Source organism: Stenotrophomonas sp. GD03654 (assembly GCF_029845105.1).
GTDB classification, from domain to species: domain Bacteria; phylum Pseudomonadota; class Gammaproteobacteria; order Xanthomonadales; family Xanthomonadaceae; genus Stenotrophomonas; species Stenotrophomonas africana.
On the sequence record NZ_JAOCLC010000019.1, the window covers coordinates 1 to 17,878 of the forward strand.

Consider the following 17,878-nt stretch of genomic DNA (forward strand, 5'->3'; position numbering starts at 1 on the left):
GTCCCCCGCCAACCAATCCTGGCCCGGCCCTTCTCGCAACCCCTGACCACCGACCAAGCGCCGTTGCTGTTGCTGTTGCTGTTGCTTCAAAACCAGCCTGCCGCAGGCAGCGCCGCAGCCGCCGCTGCAAGGAAACCTGAATACGTTCGAACGCCTCACCTCAATCCCCCGCCCCAGCGGCCGATAACGGGGTTGTCACCGCTCGTCCCGCCGTGACCGGCTCGGCGCCGCCCGCCCGTTTCGACCTGGTCCTGCTCGATGAATCTCCTGCATCGCTGGCAACACTACTTCAGCAATCTCTCCGTCCGGCGCAAGCTCAACCTGCTGACGCTGCTCATCGCGCTCGGCGTGATCGCGCTCTCGGTGATCGCCGCCCGCATGCAGTACCTCGACCTCACCGAGACCCGCAAGACCGCGCTGAAGACCCAGGTCGAACTCAGCTACGGCATCCTCCAGCATTACCACCGGCTGGCCGGCACCGGCGAGCTCAGCGAGGACGCTGCCAAGAGCGCCGCATTGCAGGCGCTGGAAGTGATGCGCGCCGATAACGATGCCTACTACTTCAACATCTACGACACCGGATACCGCCTGCTCATGCACCCGTTCCGCAAGGACCTGGTGGGCAAGGACATGAAGGACTTCCGCACCGACGACGGCGTGCGCATCTACTACGACCAGGTCGAAGCAGCCAGGGCCGGCGGTGGCTTCGTCACCTACCGCTGGGCAAAGCCCGGCAGCAAGGACGAGGTCGAGAAGGTCGCCTACGCCGGCCTGTTCGCGCCCTGGAACTGGGTGGTCAGCAGTGGCGTCTACATGGACGACGTGCAGAAGCAGGCGCTGGTGTTCACCGCCATCATGGCCGTCTCCGGTGGCGTGCTGGTGTTGATCGTGCTGGCGCTGAGCTGGCTCATCGGCAACCGCATCGCCGTGCCGCTGAAGCAGGCAACGGCCGTGGCCGAGGGTATCGCCCGCGGCAAGCTGGACAGCCACATCGGCCCGCAGCCGCATGACGAAACCGGCCGCCTGCTGGACGCCATGTCCGCCATGCAGCGGCAGCTGCACGCAGTAATCAGCGGCCAGCGCGAAATGGCGCGCCGCCACGACGGCGGCGAACTGAGCTATCGCATCGACGCCAGCGCCTTCCCCGGCGAGTACGGGCTGATGGTGCAGGAAACCAATGCCCTGGTGGGCGGCCATGTGCAGACCCTGCACGACGTGCTGGACGTGGTGCAGCAGTATGCGGTCGGCGATCTGAGCCGCGACATCGCGCGCTACCCCGGCGAGAAGGCGGCGATGACCACCACCATCGACACGGTCAAGGCCAACCTCGGCCGCATCAACGCCGAGATCAAGCAGCTGGCCCGCGCCGCCGCCGCTGGCGACTTCAGCCAGCGAGGTGATGCGCAGCGCTTCGATCACGATTTCCGCCTGATGCTGGAAAACCTCAACGCCATGATGGCGGTCAGCGATGACAACCTCGGCAAGCTCTCGCAGCTGCTGTCGGCCATCGCCGAAGGCGACCTGACCGCGCGCATGCACGGCGACTACCAGGGTGTGTTCGCGCGCATGCGCGACGACGCCAATACGACCGTCACGCAGCTGACCCGGATCGTCGGCCAGATCCAGGCCAGCGCTTCCAGCATCACCCTGGCCGCCGGTGAGATTGCTTCAGGCAACAGTGACCTGTCGCGCCGTACCGAGCAGCAGGCCGCCAACCTCGAAGAAACCGCCGCATCGATGGAGGAACTGACCTCCACCGTGCGCCAGAACGCCGAGCACGCCCGCCAGGCCAACCAGCTGGCCATCGGCGCGCAGGGTGTTGCCTCCCAAGGCGGCAGCGTGGTCGGCCAGGTGGTCACCACGATGTCGGCCATCGAAGCCTCGTCGAAGAAGATCGCCGAGATCATCAGTGTCATCGACGGCATCGCCTTCCAGACCAATATCCTGGCGCTGAACGCCGCGGTGGAAGCTGCCCGTGCCGGCGAACAGGGTCGCGGCTTCGCCGTGGTCGCCAGCGAAGTGCGCACCCTCGCCCAGCGCTCCGCCGCCGCCGCCAAGGAGATCAAGGGCCTGATCGATGATTCGGTCGGCAAGGTCGCCGAAGGCTCCAGCCTGGTCCACCAGGCCGGCAGCACCATGGGCGAGATCGTCGCTTCGGTGCAGCGCGTGACCGACATCATGGCCGAGATCTCTGCGGCCTCGCAGGAACAGAGCGCCGGCATCGAGCAGGTCAACCAGACCGTGGTGCAGATGGACGAGACCACCCAGCAGAACGCCGCGCTGGTGGAGGAAGCCACTGCCGCCGCACGTGCGATGGAAGAACAGGCTGGCCAGCTGGCCGACGCCGTGGCGATCTTCCGCCTGGACAACCAGGTCGCCGCCGCGATGAAGGCGGTGGCCGCACGTGTCGAGCCGGTCCGTGCTGCCACCGTCGTGGCGCGCCCACAGCCGGCTCCGACGCCGGCACCGGCACCGGTACGCCGTACCGGCAGCAACGCCAGCACCTTCGTCGCCAGCGACAGCGACTGGCAGGAATTCTGAGACCCACCCGCGGTGGCTTCGGCCGCCGCCTCTGCCGATGGACACGTCCCCCGTGCAAAGTCCTACTCCCATCGTCACCGGCCCGCGCGAATTCGAGTTCGCCGACCGTGATTTCCGCCGCGTCTGCGACCTGATCTACCAGCGCGTGGGCATCGCCCTCGCTCCGGCCAAGCGCGACATGGTCTATGGCCGCCTGTCGCGCCGCCTGCGCACGCTGGGCATGCGCAGCTTCCAGCAGTATCTGGACCATCTGGAGCAGGAAGATGGTGACGAGTGGCAGGCGTTCACCAACGCCCTGACCACCAACCTGACCTCGTTCTTCCGCGAACCGCATCACTTCGACAAGCTGCGCGAGGAGCTGCAGCAGCGCTCCAGCCGCACGCCGCTGCTGCTGTGGTCGTGCGCGGCGTCCACCGGCGAAGAGCCCTACTCGATGGCGATCACCGCCTGCGAGGCCTTCGGCACCCTGAAACCGCCGGTACGCATCATCGCCACCGACGTCGATACCCAGGTGCTGGCCACCGCCGGTCGTGGCATCTACAACATCGATCGCGTCACCAGCCTCGATCCGGACCTGCGCCGCCGCTACTTCCAGCGCGGCAGCGGCCCCAACGAGGGTCAGTGCCGCGTGCTGCCGGCGCTGCGCGAGCTGATCGAGTTCCGCCCGCTGAACCTGCTCGCCCCGCGCTACGACGTCGGCGGACCATTCGACGCGCTGTTCTGCCGCAACGTGATGATCTACTTCGACAAGCCGACCCAGCGTGCCATCCTCGGTCGCCTGGTCCAGCACCTGTCCGATGATGGCCTGCTCTATACCGGGCACTCGGAGAATTACCTGCACGCCGCCGACCTGATCCAGCCCTGCGGCCGCACCCTGTACCGCCGTGCGGCAAAGGCCGGTGCATGAACGCCTCACTGCGTACCGATGATGTGATGCGCTACCAGGATGCGCGCTTCAAGACCATCGCCGCCAAGCTGCTGCCGACCCAGTACCTGGTGGTGGACGACACCACCGCGCTGACCACAACGCTGGGTTCCTGCGTGGCCGCCTGCCTGCGCGACCCGGTGCTGAAAATCGGTGGCATGAACCATTTCCTGCTGCCCGAAGGCAACGCCGGCGACGGCGCACCCGCGCGCTATGGCAGCTATGCGATGGAACTGCTGATCAACGACATGCTCAAGCGCGGCGCACACCGCAAGCGCATCGAGGCCAAGGTGTTCGGCGGCGCCAACGTGCTCAAGGGATTCACCAGCAATCCGGTCGGTACCCGTAACGCCGAGTTCGTGCGCCAGTACCTCCAGGCCGAGCATATTCCGATCATCGCCGAGGACCTGTGCGGCATCCATCCGCGCAAGATCTGGTTCTTCGCCGATACCGGCCGCGTGGTGGTGCAGCGCCTGCCGCATGCCCACGAAGCCGAAGTGGCTGCCACCGAATCGGCCGTGCGTGCGCGCCTGTCCAAGGCCCCGGTCACCGGTGGCGTGGAGTTGTTCGAATGACCCTGACCGGCAACGCCCCCTGCCGGGTCCTGATCGTCGACGACTCTGCCGTCGTGCGGCAGATGCTCACGGAAATCCTGTCCAGCGATCCGGCCATCGACGTGGTCGGCACCGCCGCCGACCCGCTGCTGGCGCGCGAGAAGATCAAGCGCCTGGCCCCGGACGTGATCACCCTGGACGTGGAAATGCCACGCATGGACGGGCTGGCGTTCCTGGAAAACCTGATGCGCCTGCACCCGCTGCCGGTGGTGATGATCTCTTCGCTGACCGAGCGCGGCGCCGACACCACCCTGCAGGCACTGGCGCTGGGTGCGGTGGATTTCGTCTCCAAGCCGAAGCTGGACGTGGCGCGCGGCCTGCAGGCCTACGCCGACGAGATCATCGCCAAGGTCAAGATGGCGGCGCGCTCGCGCGTACGTCCGCTGGTGCGCGCTGCAGTCCCGAAGCTCACGCTGGACACAGCCCCCTCGATGCGCCCTGCCTCACCGCAGTTCCGCACCACCGACCGCCTGATCGCGATCGGCTCGTCGGCCGGTGGCACCGAAGCCCTGCGCGTGGTGTTGGAAGGCATGCCCGCCGATGGCCCAGCCGTGGTGATGACCCAGCACCTGCCGGCCAGCTTCAGCAGTGCCTTCGCCGAACGCCTGGACCGCCACTCGGCCATGGCCGTGCGCGAGGCCAGCGACGGCGAAGCGGTGCTGCCTGGCCACGCCTACCTGCCGCCGGGCGGCAAGCACCTGCGGATCATCCGTGACGGTGCACGCTGGCGCTGCCGCGTCGACGACGGCCCAGCGGTGAACCGGCACAAGCCTGCGGTGGACGTGCTGTTCCGCTCGGTCGCGCAGAACGCCGGCGGCAATGCCATTGGCGCCATCCTCACGGGCATGGGCGACGATGGCGCACGCGGACTGCTGGAAATGCGTCGCGCCGGCGCACCGACGCTGGTGCAGGACGAGGCCACCAGCGTGGTCTGGGGCATGCCCGGTGCAGCGTTCAAGCTCGGCGCCGCCGAGGAACAGGTGCCGCTGGAACGGATTGCCGAGCGATTGCTGGCGCTCGCCCGCGGCTGATTGCGCGCCGCGGCTCAAGGACTCCGCGGGCAGTAGATCCACGCCATGCGTGGATGCCTTTGTAGAGTCGAGCCGCGCTCGACTCATCGCGCATCGCACGAACAGCAGCCAAGCATGGACTCGGCGCTACAGGCCATCAGGCAACAAGAAAAGGTGCCGGCTTTCATCGGGGTTCTTCGTTTCAACGCGCTACCCGCATGTGTGCTTTGATAGCGGTATTGCACAAGGAATGCTGCACATGATCAAAGGCATATGGAAGGCCGCCCTGGCGGCCGTACTGCTTTCATTGCCACTGGCACCCGCCAGCGCCAGTGGCGATCTGTTCTACTTCGAGGCCAAGCAGGGTGATGCGTTCTTCATGCTGATGCTGGTGGGTCGCGAAGACCCCGGCGCGGTAAGCGTCAGCTGGAAAGGCGCGTTGATCCCGCCGTATCCCAACGTGCATCGCCGCTACTACATCGAGTTCAACCGTGCAAAGCGCCAGGCCTACGTGCGTCCACTTGACCGTGATGGATTGCCCTGGTTCGAGATGGATGTCTCCGGTAAGCGCGGCTACGTGCTGATCGGCGGCCGTCGGTTGCAGGGCAACGCAGACTGGACCGTGCAATAGCGGATGCAGCAGACAAAAACCCCCGGCTTTCACCGGGGGTTCTTCGTTTCAACGGGATGCCGGCCAGCGGCCGGCACTACCGCATCAGGCAGCGACCGTCTTGGCCACGTCCTGGTATTCCTCGATCTGGTCGAAGTTCATGTAGCGGTAGATCTCCGCGCCGCTGGCGGCGATCACGCCCACATCGGCCATGTACTCTTCCTTGGTCGGGATGCGGCCCAGACGCGAGCAGATCGCGGCCAGTTCAGCCGAACCCAGGTACACGTTGGTGTTGCGGCCCAGACGGTTCGGGAAGTTGCGGGTCGAGGTCGACATCGCGGTGGAGCCTTCACGGATCTGCGCCTGGTTGCCCATGCACAGCGAGCAGCCCGGCATTTCCATGCGTGCACCGGTGGCGCCGAAGGTGCCGTACACGCCTTCCTTGGTCAGCTCCGAGGCGTCCATCTTGGTCGGCGGGGCCACCCACAGGCGGGTCGGCAGGTCACGCTTGCCTTCCAGCAGCTTGGCCGCCGCACGGAAGTGACCGATGTTGGTCATGCACGAACCGATGAACACTTCGTCGATCTTGGCGCCGGCCACCTCGGACAGGGTCTTCACGTCGTCCGGGTCGTTCGGGCAGGCCACGATCGGCTCGTGGATGTCGGCCAGGTCGATCTCGATGACGGCGGCGTACTCGGCGTCGGCATCCGGCTCCAGCAGCTGCGGGTTGGCCAGCCACGCTTCCATCTTCTCGATGCGACGCTGCAGCGAGCGTGGATCCTGGTAACCCTCGGCAATCATCCACTTCAGCAGGGTGATGTTGCTGGTCAGGTACTCGATGATCGGTTCCTTGTTCAGGCGCACCGAGCAACCGGCCGCCGAACGCTCGGCCGAGGCGTCGGACAGTTCGAACGCCTGTTCGACCTTCAGCTCCGGCAGGCCTTCGATTTCCAGGATGCGGCCGGAGAAGATGTTCTTCTTGCCGGCCTTGGCCACGGTCAGCAGCCCGGACTTGATCGCGTACAGCGGGATCGCGTTGACCAGGTCACGCAGGGTCACGCCCGGCTGCATCTTGCCCTTGAAGCGCACCAGCACCGACTCCGGCATGTCCAGCGGCATCACGCCGGTGGCAGCAGCGAAGGCGACCAGGCCCGAACCGGCCGGGAACGAAATACCCACCGGGAAACGGGTGTGCGAGTCACCACCGGTACCGACGGTGTCCGGCAGCAGCATGCGGTTGAGCCAGCTGTGGATCACGCCGTCGCCCGGGCGCAGCGAGACGCCGCCACGGGTGGAGATGAACTCCGGCAGGGTGTGGTGGGTCTTCACGTCCACCGGCTTCGGGTAAGCGGCGGTGTGGCAGAACGACTGCATCACCAGGTCGGCCGAGAAGCCCAGGCAGGCCAGGTCCTTCAGCTCGTCACGGGTCATCGGGCCGGTGGTGTCCTGCGAGCCGACCGAGGTCATCTTCGGTTCGCAGTAGGTGCCCGGGCGCATGCCCTGGCCTTCCGGCAGGCCACAGGCGCGGCCGACCATCTTCTGCGCCAGCGAGAAGCCCTTGCCGGTGTCGACCGGCTGCACCGGCAGGCGGAACAGATCGGTCGGGGCCAGGCCCAGCGCTTCGCGCGCCTTGCCAGTCAAGCCACGGCCGATGATCAGCGGAATGCGGCCACCGGCACGCACTTCGTCGAACAGCACTTCGGACTTGACCTGGAACTCGGCGATCACTTCACCGTTCTTTAGCGCCTTGCCTTCGTACGGACGCAGCTCGACCACATCGCCGTGCTCCATCTTCGACACGTCCAGCTCGATCGGCAGTGCGCCGGCATCTTCCATGGTGTTGTAGAAGATCGGGGCGATCTTCGAACCCAGGCAGACGCCACCGGCGCGCTTGTTCGGGATGAACGGAATGTCATCACCGGTCCACCACAGCACGCTGTTGGTGGCCGACTTGCGCGAGGAGCCGGTACCGACCACGTCGCCGACATAGGCGACCAGGTGGCCCTTGTCCTTCAGCGACAGGATCTGCTGGATCGGGCCGCGCTTGCCGTCTTCTTCCGGGGTGAACGGCGCATCGTCGCGCTTGTTCTTCAGCATCGCCAGGGCGTGCATCGGAATGTCCGGACGGGTGGTCGCGTCCGGCGCCGGCGACAGGTCGTCGGTGTTGGTCTCACCCGGCACCTTGAACACGGTGACGGTCAGGCTCTGCGGCACTTCCGGGTTGCTGGTGAACCACTCGGCATCGGCCCAGCTCTGCAGCACGGCCTTGGCGTTGGCGTTGCCGGCCTTGGCCTTTTCCTGCACGTCATGGAAGGCATCGAACACCAGCAGGGTCTTCTTCAGACCGTTGGCGGCGATGGTGCCGACGCTGGCGTCGTCCAGCAGCTGCACCAGCGGCGCGACGTTGTAACCGCCCAGCATGGTGCCCAGCAGTTCGGTGGCGCGCTCGCGGCTGATCAGCGGGTTCTGCTCGCTACCCAGCGCGATCGCGGCCAGGTACGAGGCCTTGACCTTGGCCGCGTCATCGACGCCGGCCGGCACGCGATGGGTCAGCAGGTCGAGCAGGAACTCGGCCTCGCCCTGCGGCGGGTTCTTCAGCAGTTCGATGACATCGGCCGTCTGCTGCGCGCTCAGCGGCAGCGGCGGGATGCCAAGCGCAGCGCGCTCGGCGACGTGGTGGCGGTAGGCTTCCAACATGACAACTCCCGGGTAATGCGTAGGTTGAAAAAACAATGTGGGCTCAGGCTTGCGGCACGATCAGCTTCAGGCCCTTGAAGTAGTCGCGGTAAAACGTGTCGTTCCAGGTGATCAGGCCGTCGCACTGCAGCAGTGCGTGGGCGCCGACCATGAATTCGTCCAGACTGCGACGGCTGCCGCCGCGCTGGCGATGACGACGGTGCATCTCGCCGGCGCGCAGCGCCGACTTGGCTTCCATCGGGTTGAAGTGCACGCCCATCTCTTCCAGCGCTTCCAGCACTTCGGCACCGCCGCGCAGCGATGCGCAGACTTCGGCCAGGGTCGCGCCACAGACCACCACGCGGCCGCCGACCAGGCTCTGCCGGAGGATGGCTTCCACCGCATCGGCCTGCGGACCATTGCTGAGCAGCTCGACCAGTACCGGCGAATCGACGGCGATCATCACGGCTTATTCCTCGTCACGCACCGCACGCACCGCCGCGTCGGACGACTCAAAGCCGTCCAGCGCGAACTTGCCGCGCGCCCGTGAAATGGCATCGTCAACACTCTTGCGCAGGATGATGCGGCTGCCGTCCAGTTCGACCTTCAGCAGCGTGCCCTTGGTCAGGCCGAGGGCATCACGCACCGCCTTGGGCAGGGTGATCTGTCCGCGTTCTGCAACAGTGGCTTCCATGGGTAGGTCCTCCAGAGTATGCACAAATTATACATACTTCCTTGGGCATACTTCCACCCTGAACAGGACCGGCACCCCGCCAGCCCTTGCCTCGCAAAGGATCGGCCACAAACGTGACATGCGCCATACACCCTCCCCTGTAGTCTGGAACCGATGCCGCAGGCCGAACCCGGCCCGGGTGAATCCATTCAGTTTCGGGTTCATACTGGAACTTCCGGGGCCACCAGGCCCGCGGCAAACGCAAGCAGGTCCGCCCATGCGCGGGCCACTGCAAGCCATCCGCAAGAAGGAGTTACCCCGCATGAGCGATTCGTTCTCCACCCGAAGCCAGCTGAACGTTGGCGGCAAGACCTACGACTACTTCAGCCTGCCCACGCTGGGCCAGCGCTTCGACATCTCCCACCTGCCCTACTCGATGAAGATCCTGCTGGAGAACCTGCTCCGGCACGAGGATGGCGGCATCACCGTCGGCAAGGACCACATAGAAGCCGTGGCCCGCTGGAACCCGGCGGCGGAACCGGACACCGAGATCGCCTTCATGCCGGCGCGCGTGGTCCTGCAGGACTTCACTGGTGTGCCCTGCGTGGTCGACCTGGCCGCGATGCGCGATGCGGTGGTCAAGCTCGGCGGCTCGCCGGAGCAGATCAATCCGCAGATTCCCTCCGAGCTGGTCATCGACCACTCGGTGCAGGTCGACGTGTTCGGCAAGCCCGACGCGCTGGACCTCAACGGCAAGATCGAATTCCAGCGCAACCAGGAACGCTACGGCTTCCTGCGCTGGGGCCAAAAGGCCTTCGACAACTTCAAGGTGGTGCCGCCCAACACCGGCATCGTGCACCAGGTGAATCTGGAAAACCTGGCTCGCGTGGTGATGACCGCGGACGAGGATGGCAAGGCGGTGGCCTACCCCGATACCGTGTTCGGCACCGACAGCCACACGACCATGATCAACGGCATCGGCGTGCTCGGCTGGGGCGTGGGCGGCATCGAGGCCGAGGCGGCCATGCTCGGCCAGCCGTCGTCGATGCTGATCCCGCAGGTGGTGGGCTTCAAGTTGACCGGCAAGCTGCCCGAGGGCGCCACCGCCACCGACCTGGTGCTGACCGTTACCCAGATGCTGCGCAAGCTCGGCGTGGTCGGCAAGTTCGTAGAGTTCTACGGTGATGGCCTGCAGCACCTGCCGCTGGCCGACCGTGCCACCATCGGCAACATGGCCCCGGAATACGGCGCCACCTGCGGCATCTTCCCGATCGACGCCGAATCGCTGAACTACCTGCGCCTGTCCGGCCGCAGCGAAGAACAGATCGATCTGGTCGAAGCCTACGCCAAGGCGCAGGGCCTGTGGCACGAGCCGGGCAGCCCGCACGCGCAGTACAGCACCACGCTGGAACTGGACATGGGCACGGTGAAGCCGTCGCTGGCCGGCCCCAAGCGCCCGCAGGACCGCGTGCTGCTGGAGGACGTACAGAGGAACTACCGCGAAGCGCTGGTTGGCCTGACCACCAACCGCGACAAGCGCAGCGACGATGTCTCCTCGTTCGTCAATGAGGGCGGTGGCGCCGCGGTCGGCAACGAGCAGCTGGCCAAGGGCTTCGCCGACATCGAGATCGAAGGCCGCAAGGTGCGGCTGAAGGATGGCGCGGTGGTCATCGCGGCCATCACCTCCTGCACCAACACCTCCAACCCGGCGGTGATGATCGGTGCCGGCCTGCTGGCCCGCAACGCGGCCGCCAAGGGCCTGAACCGCCAGCCGTGGGTGAAGACCTCGCTGGGTCCAGGCTCGCGCGTGGTCACCGACTACCTGGAAAAGGCCGGCGTACTGAAGGAACTGGAGAAGATCGGCTTCTACGTGGTCGGCTACGGCTGCACCACCTGCATCGGCAACTCCGGCCCGCTGCCGACCGAAGTCAGCGCCGGCATCGCCGCCGGCGATCTTGTGGTCACCTCGGTGCTGTCCGGCAACCGCAACTTCGAGGGCCGCGTGCACCCCGAAGTGAAGATGAACTACCTGGCCAGTCCGCCGCTGGTGGTGGCCTACGCCATCGCCGGCACCACCGACATCGACCTGACCACCCAGCCGCTCGGTACCGGCAGCGATGGCCAGCCGGTGTTCCTGCGCGACATCTGGCCGAGCAACAAGGAAATCGGCGATGTCATCGCCGCGACCATCGGCCCGGAGATGTTCAAGCAGAACTACGCCGACGTGTTCAAGGGTGACACCCGCTGGAACACCATCGCCTCGCCGGACGGCAACCTGTACGAGTGGAGCGATGCCTCCACCTACATCAAGAACCCGCCGTACTTCGATGGCATGACCATGCAGACCGGCAGCATCGACGACGTGCATGGTGCACGCGTGATGGGCCTGTTCGGCGATTCGATCACCACAGACCACATCTCCCCGGCCGGCAACATCAAGAAGGACTCGCCGGCAGGCCGCTTCCTGCAGGAGCGCGGCGTGCAGCCGGCCGACTTCAACAGTTACGGCAGCCGCCGCGGCAACGATGACGTGATGGTCCGCGGCACCTTCGCCAACATCCGCATCAAGAACCTGATGTTCGGTGGCGAGGAAGGCGGCAACACCCTGTACTACCCGGCCGGCGGCGGTCAGCCGGAGAAGCTGGCGATCTACGATGCGGCCATGAAGTACAAGGCCGACAAGGTGCCGCTGGTGGTGCTGGCCGGCAAGGAATACGGCACCGGCTCGTCGCGCGACTGGGCGGCCAAGGGCACCCTGCTGCTGGGGGTGAAGGCAGTCATCGCCGAGAGCTTCGAGCGCATCCACCGCTCCAACTTGGTCGGCATGGGCGTGCTGCCGCTGCAGTTCCGCAACGGCGAGAACGCGCAGTCTCTGGGCCTGGATGGCTCGGAAGTGATCGACATCACCGGCCTGCAGGACGGTGCCAGCAAGCGCGCCACGGTCACCGCGACCAAGGCCGACGGCACCAGGAAGACCTTCGAGGTCTCGGTGATGCTGCTGACCCCGAAGGAAGTCGAGTACTTCCGTCATGGCGGTCTGCTGCAGTACGTGCTGCGCCAGCTGGCCAGCAAGTAACGAAAAAGGGCCGGATCCGCACGGATCCGGCCCTTTCCGTTTGCGATGTCTCCTGTGGAGCCGAGCATGGGCTCGGCTCTGCGGAAGCGCTCAGCGGCGCGGTGCGTCCGGGTCGGTGCGCAGCGCCTTCAGCAGGCCCCACATGTAGAACGCCAGGGTGAACGAGAACGGCAGGCCGCACAGCACCACCGCCGTCTGCATCGCGCTGAAGTTGCCGGCCAGCAGCAGGCCAACGCTGGCCACGGTGATGCCCGCCGCCCAGAACACGCGCAGCCAGATCGGCGCGTCATGCCCATCTTCCACGCCATCGTCAACGCGACGGGTACACAGGTTGGCGATCATCAGCGTGCCCGAATCGACCGGGGTCAGGAACAGCACGAAACCAATCACCACCGCAGCACCGGCCACGTACGGCGCGCCGGGCAGGTATTCCAGCAGCTTGAACAGCGTCATCGCCGCATCGTGCTGGGCCACGTCACCCAGGATCGCCTGGCCATGGTTGAGCACCAGGTCGATGGCGGTGTTGCCGAAGATCGACAGCCACGCCAGGGTGAAGCCGAGCGGGATCAGCAGCACGCCCATGATCACCTCGCGGATGGTGCGGCCCCGCGAGATGCGCGCCACGAAAAGGCCGACGAACGGCGCCCAGGCGATCCACCAGGCCCAGTAGAACAGCGTCCACGAGCCCATCCACTCACGCCCCTTCGGGTCGTTGAGGTACATGTCGAAACTCTTGCGCACGAACGCACCGAGGTAATCGCCGGTGTTCTGGATCAAGCCGTCGAACAGGTGCAGGGTCGGGCCGGTGACCAGCACGAACAGCAGCAGGCCGCACAGCAGGCGCACGTTGAGGTTGGAGAGCCAGGCAATGCCCTTTTCCACGCCTGCAACCACGCCGATGGTGGCCACCACCATCATCACCAGCACGATCGCCACCAGCACCTGCGGCGTATCCGGGATGTGGAACAGGTAGACCAGGCCGGACTGCACCACCAGCGCGCCGATGCCGAGGTTGGTCACCATCGAGATCAGCGTGGCCAGGATGCCGAAGCCATCCACCATGTCGCCGATGCGGCCATGGATGCGCTCACCGAAGATCGGGTACAGCGCCGAGCGCAGCGCCAGCGGCAGATCGCGGCGGTAGGCGAAATAGCCCAGCGCCACGCCGACCAGCGCATACAGCGCCCAGCCGTGCAGGCCCCAGTGCAGGAAGGTCAGCACCATCGCCTCGCGGCCGGCGGCCACGGTGCCGCCGGGCTGCCCGGGCGGATTGAGGAAATGGTCCAGCGGCTCGTAGGCGCCGTAGTACAGCAGCGCGATGCCGATGCCAGCCGAGAACAGCATCGAGACCCAGGCGACGTAGCCGAAGGCCGGTGATTCCTCGTTGTGGCCCAGGCGGATGCGGCCATACGGCGAGAACGCCAGCCACAGCACGAAGCCCAGGCACAGCACGATCAGCAGCATGTACCACCAGCCGAACGCGGCCGACACCTCGGCCTGCGCCCATTGCAGCCAGTGCTCGCTGCCTTCGGGATAGAGAACGGTGAGCAGCCCGAGGATGCCGATCGACACCGAGGAGCTGAAGAAGACAAAACGGTTCAAGCGCAGGGGCGAACGCTTGGGATGAGCCAGGGAAGACATGGGGTCGTCTCATCAAGTCCGAGGGAGCACATGGGCGGGGCCGGACCGGTAAACCGGGCCCATGGCGTGGGGCGCGAGCGCATCCTAGGGTTTATTGATTGAACGTTCAATCAATAAAAAGCATAATGGCAGGCAGGCCGATCCTTCGGGTCGCAATCCGTGGAGAGACAATGCCGAAGAAAGGCGTGGAACCGGTACGGCGCGAGCAGCTGATCCGGGCCACTTTCCAGACCATCGACGAGATCGGCATGGCCGATGCGACCGTCGCCACCATCGCGAAGAAGGCAGGGCTGTCCAGCGGCATCGTCGCCCACTACTTCGGCGACAAGGACGGCCTGCTCAATGCTGCAATGCGGCAGATCCTGCGTGAGCTGAAGGACGCCGTCGCCCGCTACCGCGCCGACGCCAGCGACGACCCGCGCGAGCAGCTGCGCGCCATCGTCGATGGCAACTTCGACGACAGCCAGATCAACGGCACCGCCATGCGCGTCTGGCTCACCTTCTGGGCCGCGAGCATGCACCAGCCGGAACTGGCCCGGCTGCAGCGCGCCAACGACCAGCGCCTGTTCTCCAACCTGTGCCACCAGTTCAACCGCCTGCTGCCCCACCCGCAGGCCCGCCTGGCCGCCCGCGGCCTGGCCGCGATGATCGATGGCCTGTGGCTGCGCGGCAGCCTGGTCGGCGGCCAGTTCAATGCCGAGAAGTCCCGGCGCATCGCTTACGGCTACATCGACTTCCAGTTGCAGGCTGTCGCGCTATAAGCGCTTCAGCACCCGCCCCCTTCCAAGGAGTACGCCCCATGACCACCCTGCCCGTCCAACAGCTCTACATCCACGGCCAGCGCGTCGATGCCACCAGCGGCAAGACCTTCAAGACCGTCAACCCGGCAACCGGTGAGGTGATCGCTGAAGTGCAGGTCGCCAGCCAGGCCGACGTCGAGCGCGCCGTGCAGAGCGCGGCCGAAGGCCAGAAGGTGTGGGCGGCGATGACGGCCATGGAGCGTTCGCGCATCCTGCGCCGCGCGGTCGAGCTCCTGCGTGAGCGCAACGACGAACTGGCCCACCTGGAAACCCTGGACACCGGCAAGGCACTGGCCGAAACCACCACCGTGGACATCGTCACCGGCGCCGACGTGGTCGAGTACTACGCCGGCCTCGCCACCGCCATCGAAGGCATCCAGCTGCCGCTGCGCGAATCGAGCTTCTTCTACACCCGTCGCGAGCCGCTGGGCGTGGTCGCTGGCATCGGTGCCTGGAACTACCCGATCCAGATCGCCATGTGGAAGTCGGCGCCGGCCCTGGCTGCCGGCAACGCGATGGTGTTCAAGCCGTCGGAAGTAACCCCGTTGACCGCGATCCGGCTGGCCGAGATCTACACCGAAGCCGGCCTGCCGTCCGGCGTGTTCAATGTCGTGCAGGGTCCGGGCCGCGAGATCGGCCAGTGGCTGACCGAGCACCCGGTGATCGAGAAGATCTCCTTCACCGGCGGCGTCGCCACCGGCAAGAAGGTGATGGCCAGCGCCGCCTCCTCGTCGCTGAAGGAAGTGACCATGGAACTGGGCGGCAAGTCGCCGCTGGTGATCTGCGATGACGCCGATCTGGACCGCGCCGCCGACATCGCGGTGATGGCCAACTTCTTCAGCTCCGGCCAGGTCTGCACCAACGGCACCCGCGTGTTCGTGCCGCGCAGCATGCTGGCTGCATTCGAGGCCGCCGTGGTCGAGCGCGTCAAGCGCATCCGCATCGGCGACCCGATGGCCGCCGAAACCAACTTCGGCCCGCTGACCAGCTTCCCGCACATGGAAAACGTGCTGCGCTACATCGAAAGCGGCAAGGCCGAAGGCGCCCGCCTGCTGACCGGCGGTGGCCGTGCCACCGAGGGCGCGCTGGCCAATGGCGCCTACGTGCTGCCGACCGTGTTCTCCGACTGCCGCGATGACATGACGATTGTCCGGGAAGAGATCTTCGGGCCGGTGATGAGCATCCTCGCCTACGACGACGAAGACGAAGTGGTGCGTCGCGCCAATGACACCACCTTCGGCCTCGCCGCCGGCGTGGTCAGCAAGGACGTCAGCCGCGCCCACCGCATCATCCACCGCCTGGAAGCCGGCATCTGCTGGATCAACACCTGGGGCGAATCGCCGGCCGAAATGCCGGTCGGTGGCTACAAGGAATCCGGCGTCGGCCGCGAAAACGGCATCTCGACCCTTGGCCACTACACCCGCATCAAGTCGGTGCAGGTGGAACTGGGCGACTACGCCAGCGTGTTCTGACCGGCGCGCCCCGAGCACGCCCCCTCGTCCGGCCACCGCGCCGATCCGACATTCCGCCGGGACGCCTGCACGCAGCGCGCCCCGGCCTGCAGGAGACACCCATGAGCACCCATAACGAGTACGACTACATCATCATCGGCGCCGGTTCGGCCGGCAACGTGCTGGCTACCCGCCTCACCGAAGATGCCGATGTCAGCGTGCTGCTGCTGGAAGCCGGTGGCCCGGACTACCGGCTCGACTTCCGTACCCAGATGCCGGCGGCACTGGCCTTCCCGCTGCAGGGCAAGCGCTACAACTGGGCGTACAAGACCGATCCCGAGCCCTTCATGAACAACCGCCGCATGGACTGCGGCCGCGGCAAGGGCCTGGGCGGCTCGTCGCTGATCAACGGCATGTGCTACATCCGTGGCAACGCGATGGATTACGACAACTGGGCCAGCATGCCGGGCCTGGAAGACTGGACCTACCTGGACTGCCTGCCGTACTTCCGCAAGGCGGAAACCCGTGACATCGGCCCCAACGACTACCACGGTGGCGACGGCCCGCTGCGCGTGACCACGCCGAAGGCCGGCAACAACGAACTGTTCGCTGCGATGGTCGAAGCCGGCGTGCAGGCTGGCTACCCGCGCACCGACGATCTGAACGGCTACCAGCAGGAAGGCTTCGGCCCGATGGACCGCACGGTGACCCCGAAGGGCCGTCGCTCCAGCACCGCCCGTGGTTACCTGGACCTGGCCAAGCCGCGCCCGAACCTGACCATCGTCACCCACGCGCTGACCGACCGCATCCTGTTCTCGGGCAAGCGTGCGGTGGGCGTGCAGTGGCTGCACAACGACCAGCCGCAGCGTGCCACCGCGCGCCGCGAAGTGCTGCTGTGTGGCGGCGCCATCGCCTCGCCGCAGATCCTGCAGCGCTCGGGTGTCGGCCCGGCCGACCTGCTGCGCAGCCTGGACATCGACCTGGTGCACCACCTGCCGGGCGTCGGCGCCAACCTGCAGGATCACCTGGAGATGTACCTGCAGTACGAGTGCAAGAAGCCGGTCTCGCTGGCGCCGGCACTGAAGCTGTACAACCAGCCGGCTATCGGCGCCGAGTGGCTGTTCCTGGGCACCGGCATCGGCGCCAGCAACCAGTTCGAGGCCGGTGGCTTCATCCGCAGCGACGCCGAATTCGACTGGCCGAACCTGCAGTACCACTTCCTGCCGGTGGCCATCAATTACAACGGCTCCAACCCGATCAAGGCGCACAGCTTCCAGATGCACGTCGGTTCGATGCGCTCGCCCAGCCGCGGCCGCATCCATGTGCGTTCGAAGGATCCGCGCGAACATCCGAGCATCCTGTTCAACTACATGTCGCACGACCAGGACTGGCGCGAGTTCCGCGCGGCGATCCGCATCACCCGCGAGATCTTCGCGCAGCCGGCGCTGGCACCGTACAGCGGCCGCGAGATTTCCCCGGGCAGCGCGCTGCAGACCGATGCGCAGATCGATGCGTTCGTCCGCGAACATGCCGAGACCGCTTACCACCCGTCGTGCTCGAACAAGATGGGCCACGCCGATGACCCGATGGCAGTGGTCGACGGCCAGGGCCGCGTGCACGGGCTGGAAGGCCTGCGCATCGTCGATGCCTCGATCATGCCGCAGGTGGTGACCGGCAACCTCAACGCGCCGACCATCATGATGGCCGAGAAGCTGGCCGACGTGATCCGCGGCCGCACCCCGCTGGCGCGCAGCACTGCGCCGTACTACAAGGCCAATGGTGCACCGGTGCGTAAGCAGGGCTGACGCAGACGGCTCTTCTGCCGACTCACACCCCAAACCGGTAGGTGCCCACCTTGGTG

The 17,878-nt window shown here is 66.2% G+C and carries 13 protein-coding genes; 9 read left to right on the plus strand and 4 right to left on the minus strand.

Annotation, left to right across the window (positions count from 1 at the left end; all coding sequences use genetic code 11):
* The first annotated feature begins 258 nt into the window (after positions 1-258).
* The 5 genes from N5J73_RS09310 (at position 259) to N5J73_RS09330 (ending at position 5,721) form a co-directional block, all read left to right on the plus strand.
* Entirely contained in the window at positions 259-2,541 is a 2,283-nt protein-coding gene (locus N5J73_RS09310) for a methyl-accepting chemotaxis protein (protein ID WP_107379544.1), read from the plus strand.
* A gap of 37 nt (positions 2,542-2,578) precedes the next feature.
* Positions 2,579-3,448, plus strand: coding sequence for a CheR family methyltransferase (locus N5J73_RS09315; RefSeq protein WP_049448390.1), 870 nt, complete (start codon positions 2,579-2,581; stop codon positions 3,446-3,448).
* The gene (gene cheD / locus N5J73_RS09320) at positions 3,445-4,041 is read left to right on the plus strand and encodes a chemoreceptor glutamine deamidase CheD (protein WP_008264676.1); all 597 of its coding nucleotides are present in this window, start codon (positions 3,445-3,447) and stop codon (positions 4,039-4,041) included. The genes N5J73_RS09315 and cheD overlap by 4 nt, the downstream gene beginning before the upstream one ends.
* Entirely contained in the window at positions 4,038-5,111 is a 1,074-nt protein-coding gene (locus N5J73_RS09325; protein WP_099589497.1) for a chemotaxis response regulator protein-glutamate methylesterase, read from the plus strand. The genes cheD and N5J73_RS09325 overlap by 4 nt, the downstream gene beginning before the upstream one ends.
* A 238-nt stretch (positions 5,112-5,349) precedes the next feature.
* The gene (locus N5J73_RS09330; RefSeq protein ID WP_152906644.1) at positions 5,350-5,721 is read left to right on the plus strand and encodes a hypothetical protein; all 372 of its coding nucleotides are present in this window, start codon (positions 5,350-5,352) and stop codon (positions 5,719-5,721) included.
* 84 nt (positions 5,722-5,805) lie between these two features.
* Here the strand turns inward: N5J73_RS09330 and acnB are convergent, their stop codons facing one another.
* From acnB to N5J73_RS09345, 3 genes are read right to left on the minus strand one after another with little or no spacing between them, the layout of a single operon-like run.
* The gene (gene acnB / locus N5J73_RS09335) at positions 5,806-8,397 is read right to left on the minus strand and encodes a bifunctional aconitate hydratase 2/2-methylisocitrate dehydratase (protein WP_049444787.1); all 2,592 of its coding nucleotides are present in this window, start codon (positions 8,395-8,397) and stop codon (positions 5,806-5,808) included.
* Positions 8,398-8,440: 43 nt separating this feature from the next.
* Complete coding sequence (locus N5J73_RS09340) at positions 8,441-8,839, minus strand: type II toxin-antitoxin system VapC family toxin (protein WP_005409506.1); 399 nt, start codon at positions 8,837-8,839, stop codon at positions 8,441-8,443.
* Positions 8,840-8,845: 6 nt separating this feature from the next.
* The gene (locus tag N5J73_RS09345; protein ID WP_005409505.1) at positions 8,846-9,070 is read right to left on the minus strand and encodes an AbrB/MazE/SpoVT family DNA-binding domain-containing protein; all 225 of its coding nucleotides are present in this window, start codon (positions 9,068-9,070) and stop codon (positions 8,846-8,848) included.
* A gap of 301 nt (positions 9,071-9,371) precedes the next feature.
* On the opposite strand from N5J73_RS09345, the gene acnA reads away from it, so the two are divergent.
* Entirely contained in the window at positions 9,372-12,125 is a 2,754-nt protein-coding gene (gene acnA / locus N5J73_RS09350; RefSeq protein ID WP_049444790.1) for an aconitate hydratase AcnA, read from the plus strand.
* Between the two features lie 90 nt (positions 12,126-12,215).
* On the opposite strand, the gene N5J73_RS09355 is transcribed toward acnA, so the two are convergent.
* The gene (locus N5J73_RS09355; RefSeq protein ID WP_029379823.1) at positions 12,216-13,766 is read right to left on the minus strand and encodes a BCCT family transporter; all 1,551 of its coding nucleotides are present in this window, start codon (positions 13,764-13,766) and stop codon (positions 12,216-12,218) included.
* Positions 13,767-13,936: 170 nt separating this feature from the next.
* On the opposite strand from N5J73_RS09355, the gene betI reads away from it, so the two are divergent.
* The 3 genes from betI (at position 13,937) to betA (ending at position 17,822) form a co-directional block, all read left to right on the plus strand.
* Positions 13,937-14,527 (plus strand): transcriptional regulator BetI, encoded by a 591-nt coding sequence (gene betI, locus N5J73_RS09360; protein WP_005409501.1) that lies wholly within the window; start codon positions 13,937-13,939, stop codon positions 14,525-14,527.
* A gap of 38 nt (positions 14,528-14,565) precedes the next feature.
* Positions 14,566-16,038 carry a betaine-aldehyde dehydrogenase gene (gene betB / locus N5J73_RS09365; protein WP_049444792.1) on the plus strand — a complete coding sequence of 491 codons (1,473 nt, stop codon included), beginning with the start codon at positions 14,566-14,568 and terminating at the stop codon, positions 16,036-16,038.
* Between the two features lie 101 nt (positions 16,039-16,139).
* Positions 16,140-17,822, plus strand: coding sequence for a choline dehydrogenase (gene betA / locus N5J73_RS09370; RefSeq protein ID WP_049429885.1), 1,683 nt, complete (start codon positions 16,140-16,142; stop codon positions 17,820-17,822).
* Positions 17,823-17,878 lie beyond the last annotated feature (56 nt).

What these genes read in the sequence shown, in the direction of transcription:
- N5J73_RS09310 (WP_107379544.1), top strand. Translation starts at nt 259, where the DNA reads ATGAATCTCCTGCATCGCTGGCAACACTACTTCAGCAATCTCTCCGTC.
- N5J73_RS09315 (WP_049448390.1), top strand. Translation starts at nt 2,579, where the DNA reads ATGGACACGTCCCCCGTGCAAAGTCCTACTCCCATCGTCACCGGCCCG.
- cheD (WP_008264676.1), top strand. Translation starts at nt 3,445, where the DNA reads ATGAACGCCTCACTGCGTACCGATGATGTGATGCGCTACCAGGATGCG.
- N5J73_RS09325 (WP_099589497.1), top strand. Translation starts at nt 4,038, where the DNA reads ATGACCCTGACCGGCAACGCCCCCTGCCGGGTCCTGATCGTCGACGAC.
- N5J73_RS09330 (WP_152906644.1), top strand. Translation starts at nt 5,350, where the DNA reads ATGATCAAAGGCATATGGAAGGCCGCCCTGGCGGCCGTACTGCTTTCA.
- acnB (WP_049444787.1), bottom strand. Translation starts at nt 8,397, where the DNA reads ATGTTGGAAGCCTACCGCCACCACGTCGCCGAGCGCGCTGCGCTTGGC.
- N5J73_RS09340 (WP_005409506.1), bottom strand. Translation starts at nt 8,839, where the DNA reads ATGATCGCCGTCGATTCGCCGGTACTGGTCGAGCTGCTCAGCAATGGT.
- N5J73_RS09345 (WP_005409505.1), bottom strand. Translation starts at nt 9,070, where the DNA reads ATGGAAGCCACTGTTGCAGAACGCGGACAGATCACCCTGCCCAAGGCG.
- acnA (WP_049444790.1), top strand. Translation starts at nt 9,372, where the DNA reads ATGAGCGATTCGTTCTCCACCCGAAGCCAGCTGAACGTTGGCGGCAAG.
- N5J73_RS09355 (WP_029379823.1), bottom strand. Translation starts at nt 13,766, where the DNA reads ATGTCTTCCCTGGCTCATCCCAAGCGTTCGCCCCTGCGCTTGAACCGT.
- betI (WP_005409501.1), top strand. Translation starts at nt 13,937, where the DNA reads ATGCCGAAGAAAGGCGTGGAACCGGTACGGCGCGAGCAGCTGATCCGG.
- betB (WP_049444792.1), top strand. Translation starts at nt 14,566, where the DNA reads ATGACCACCCTGCCCGTCCAACAGCTCTACATCCACGGCCAGCGCGTC.
- betA (WP_049429885.1), top strand. Translation starts at nt 16,140, where the DNA reads ATGAGCACCCATAACGAGTACGACTACATCATCATCGGCGCCGGTTCG.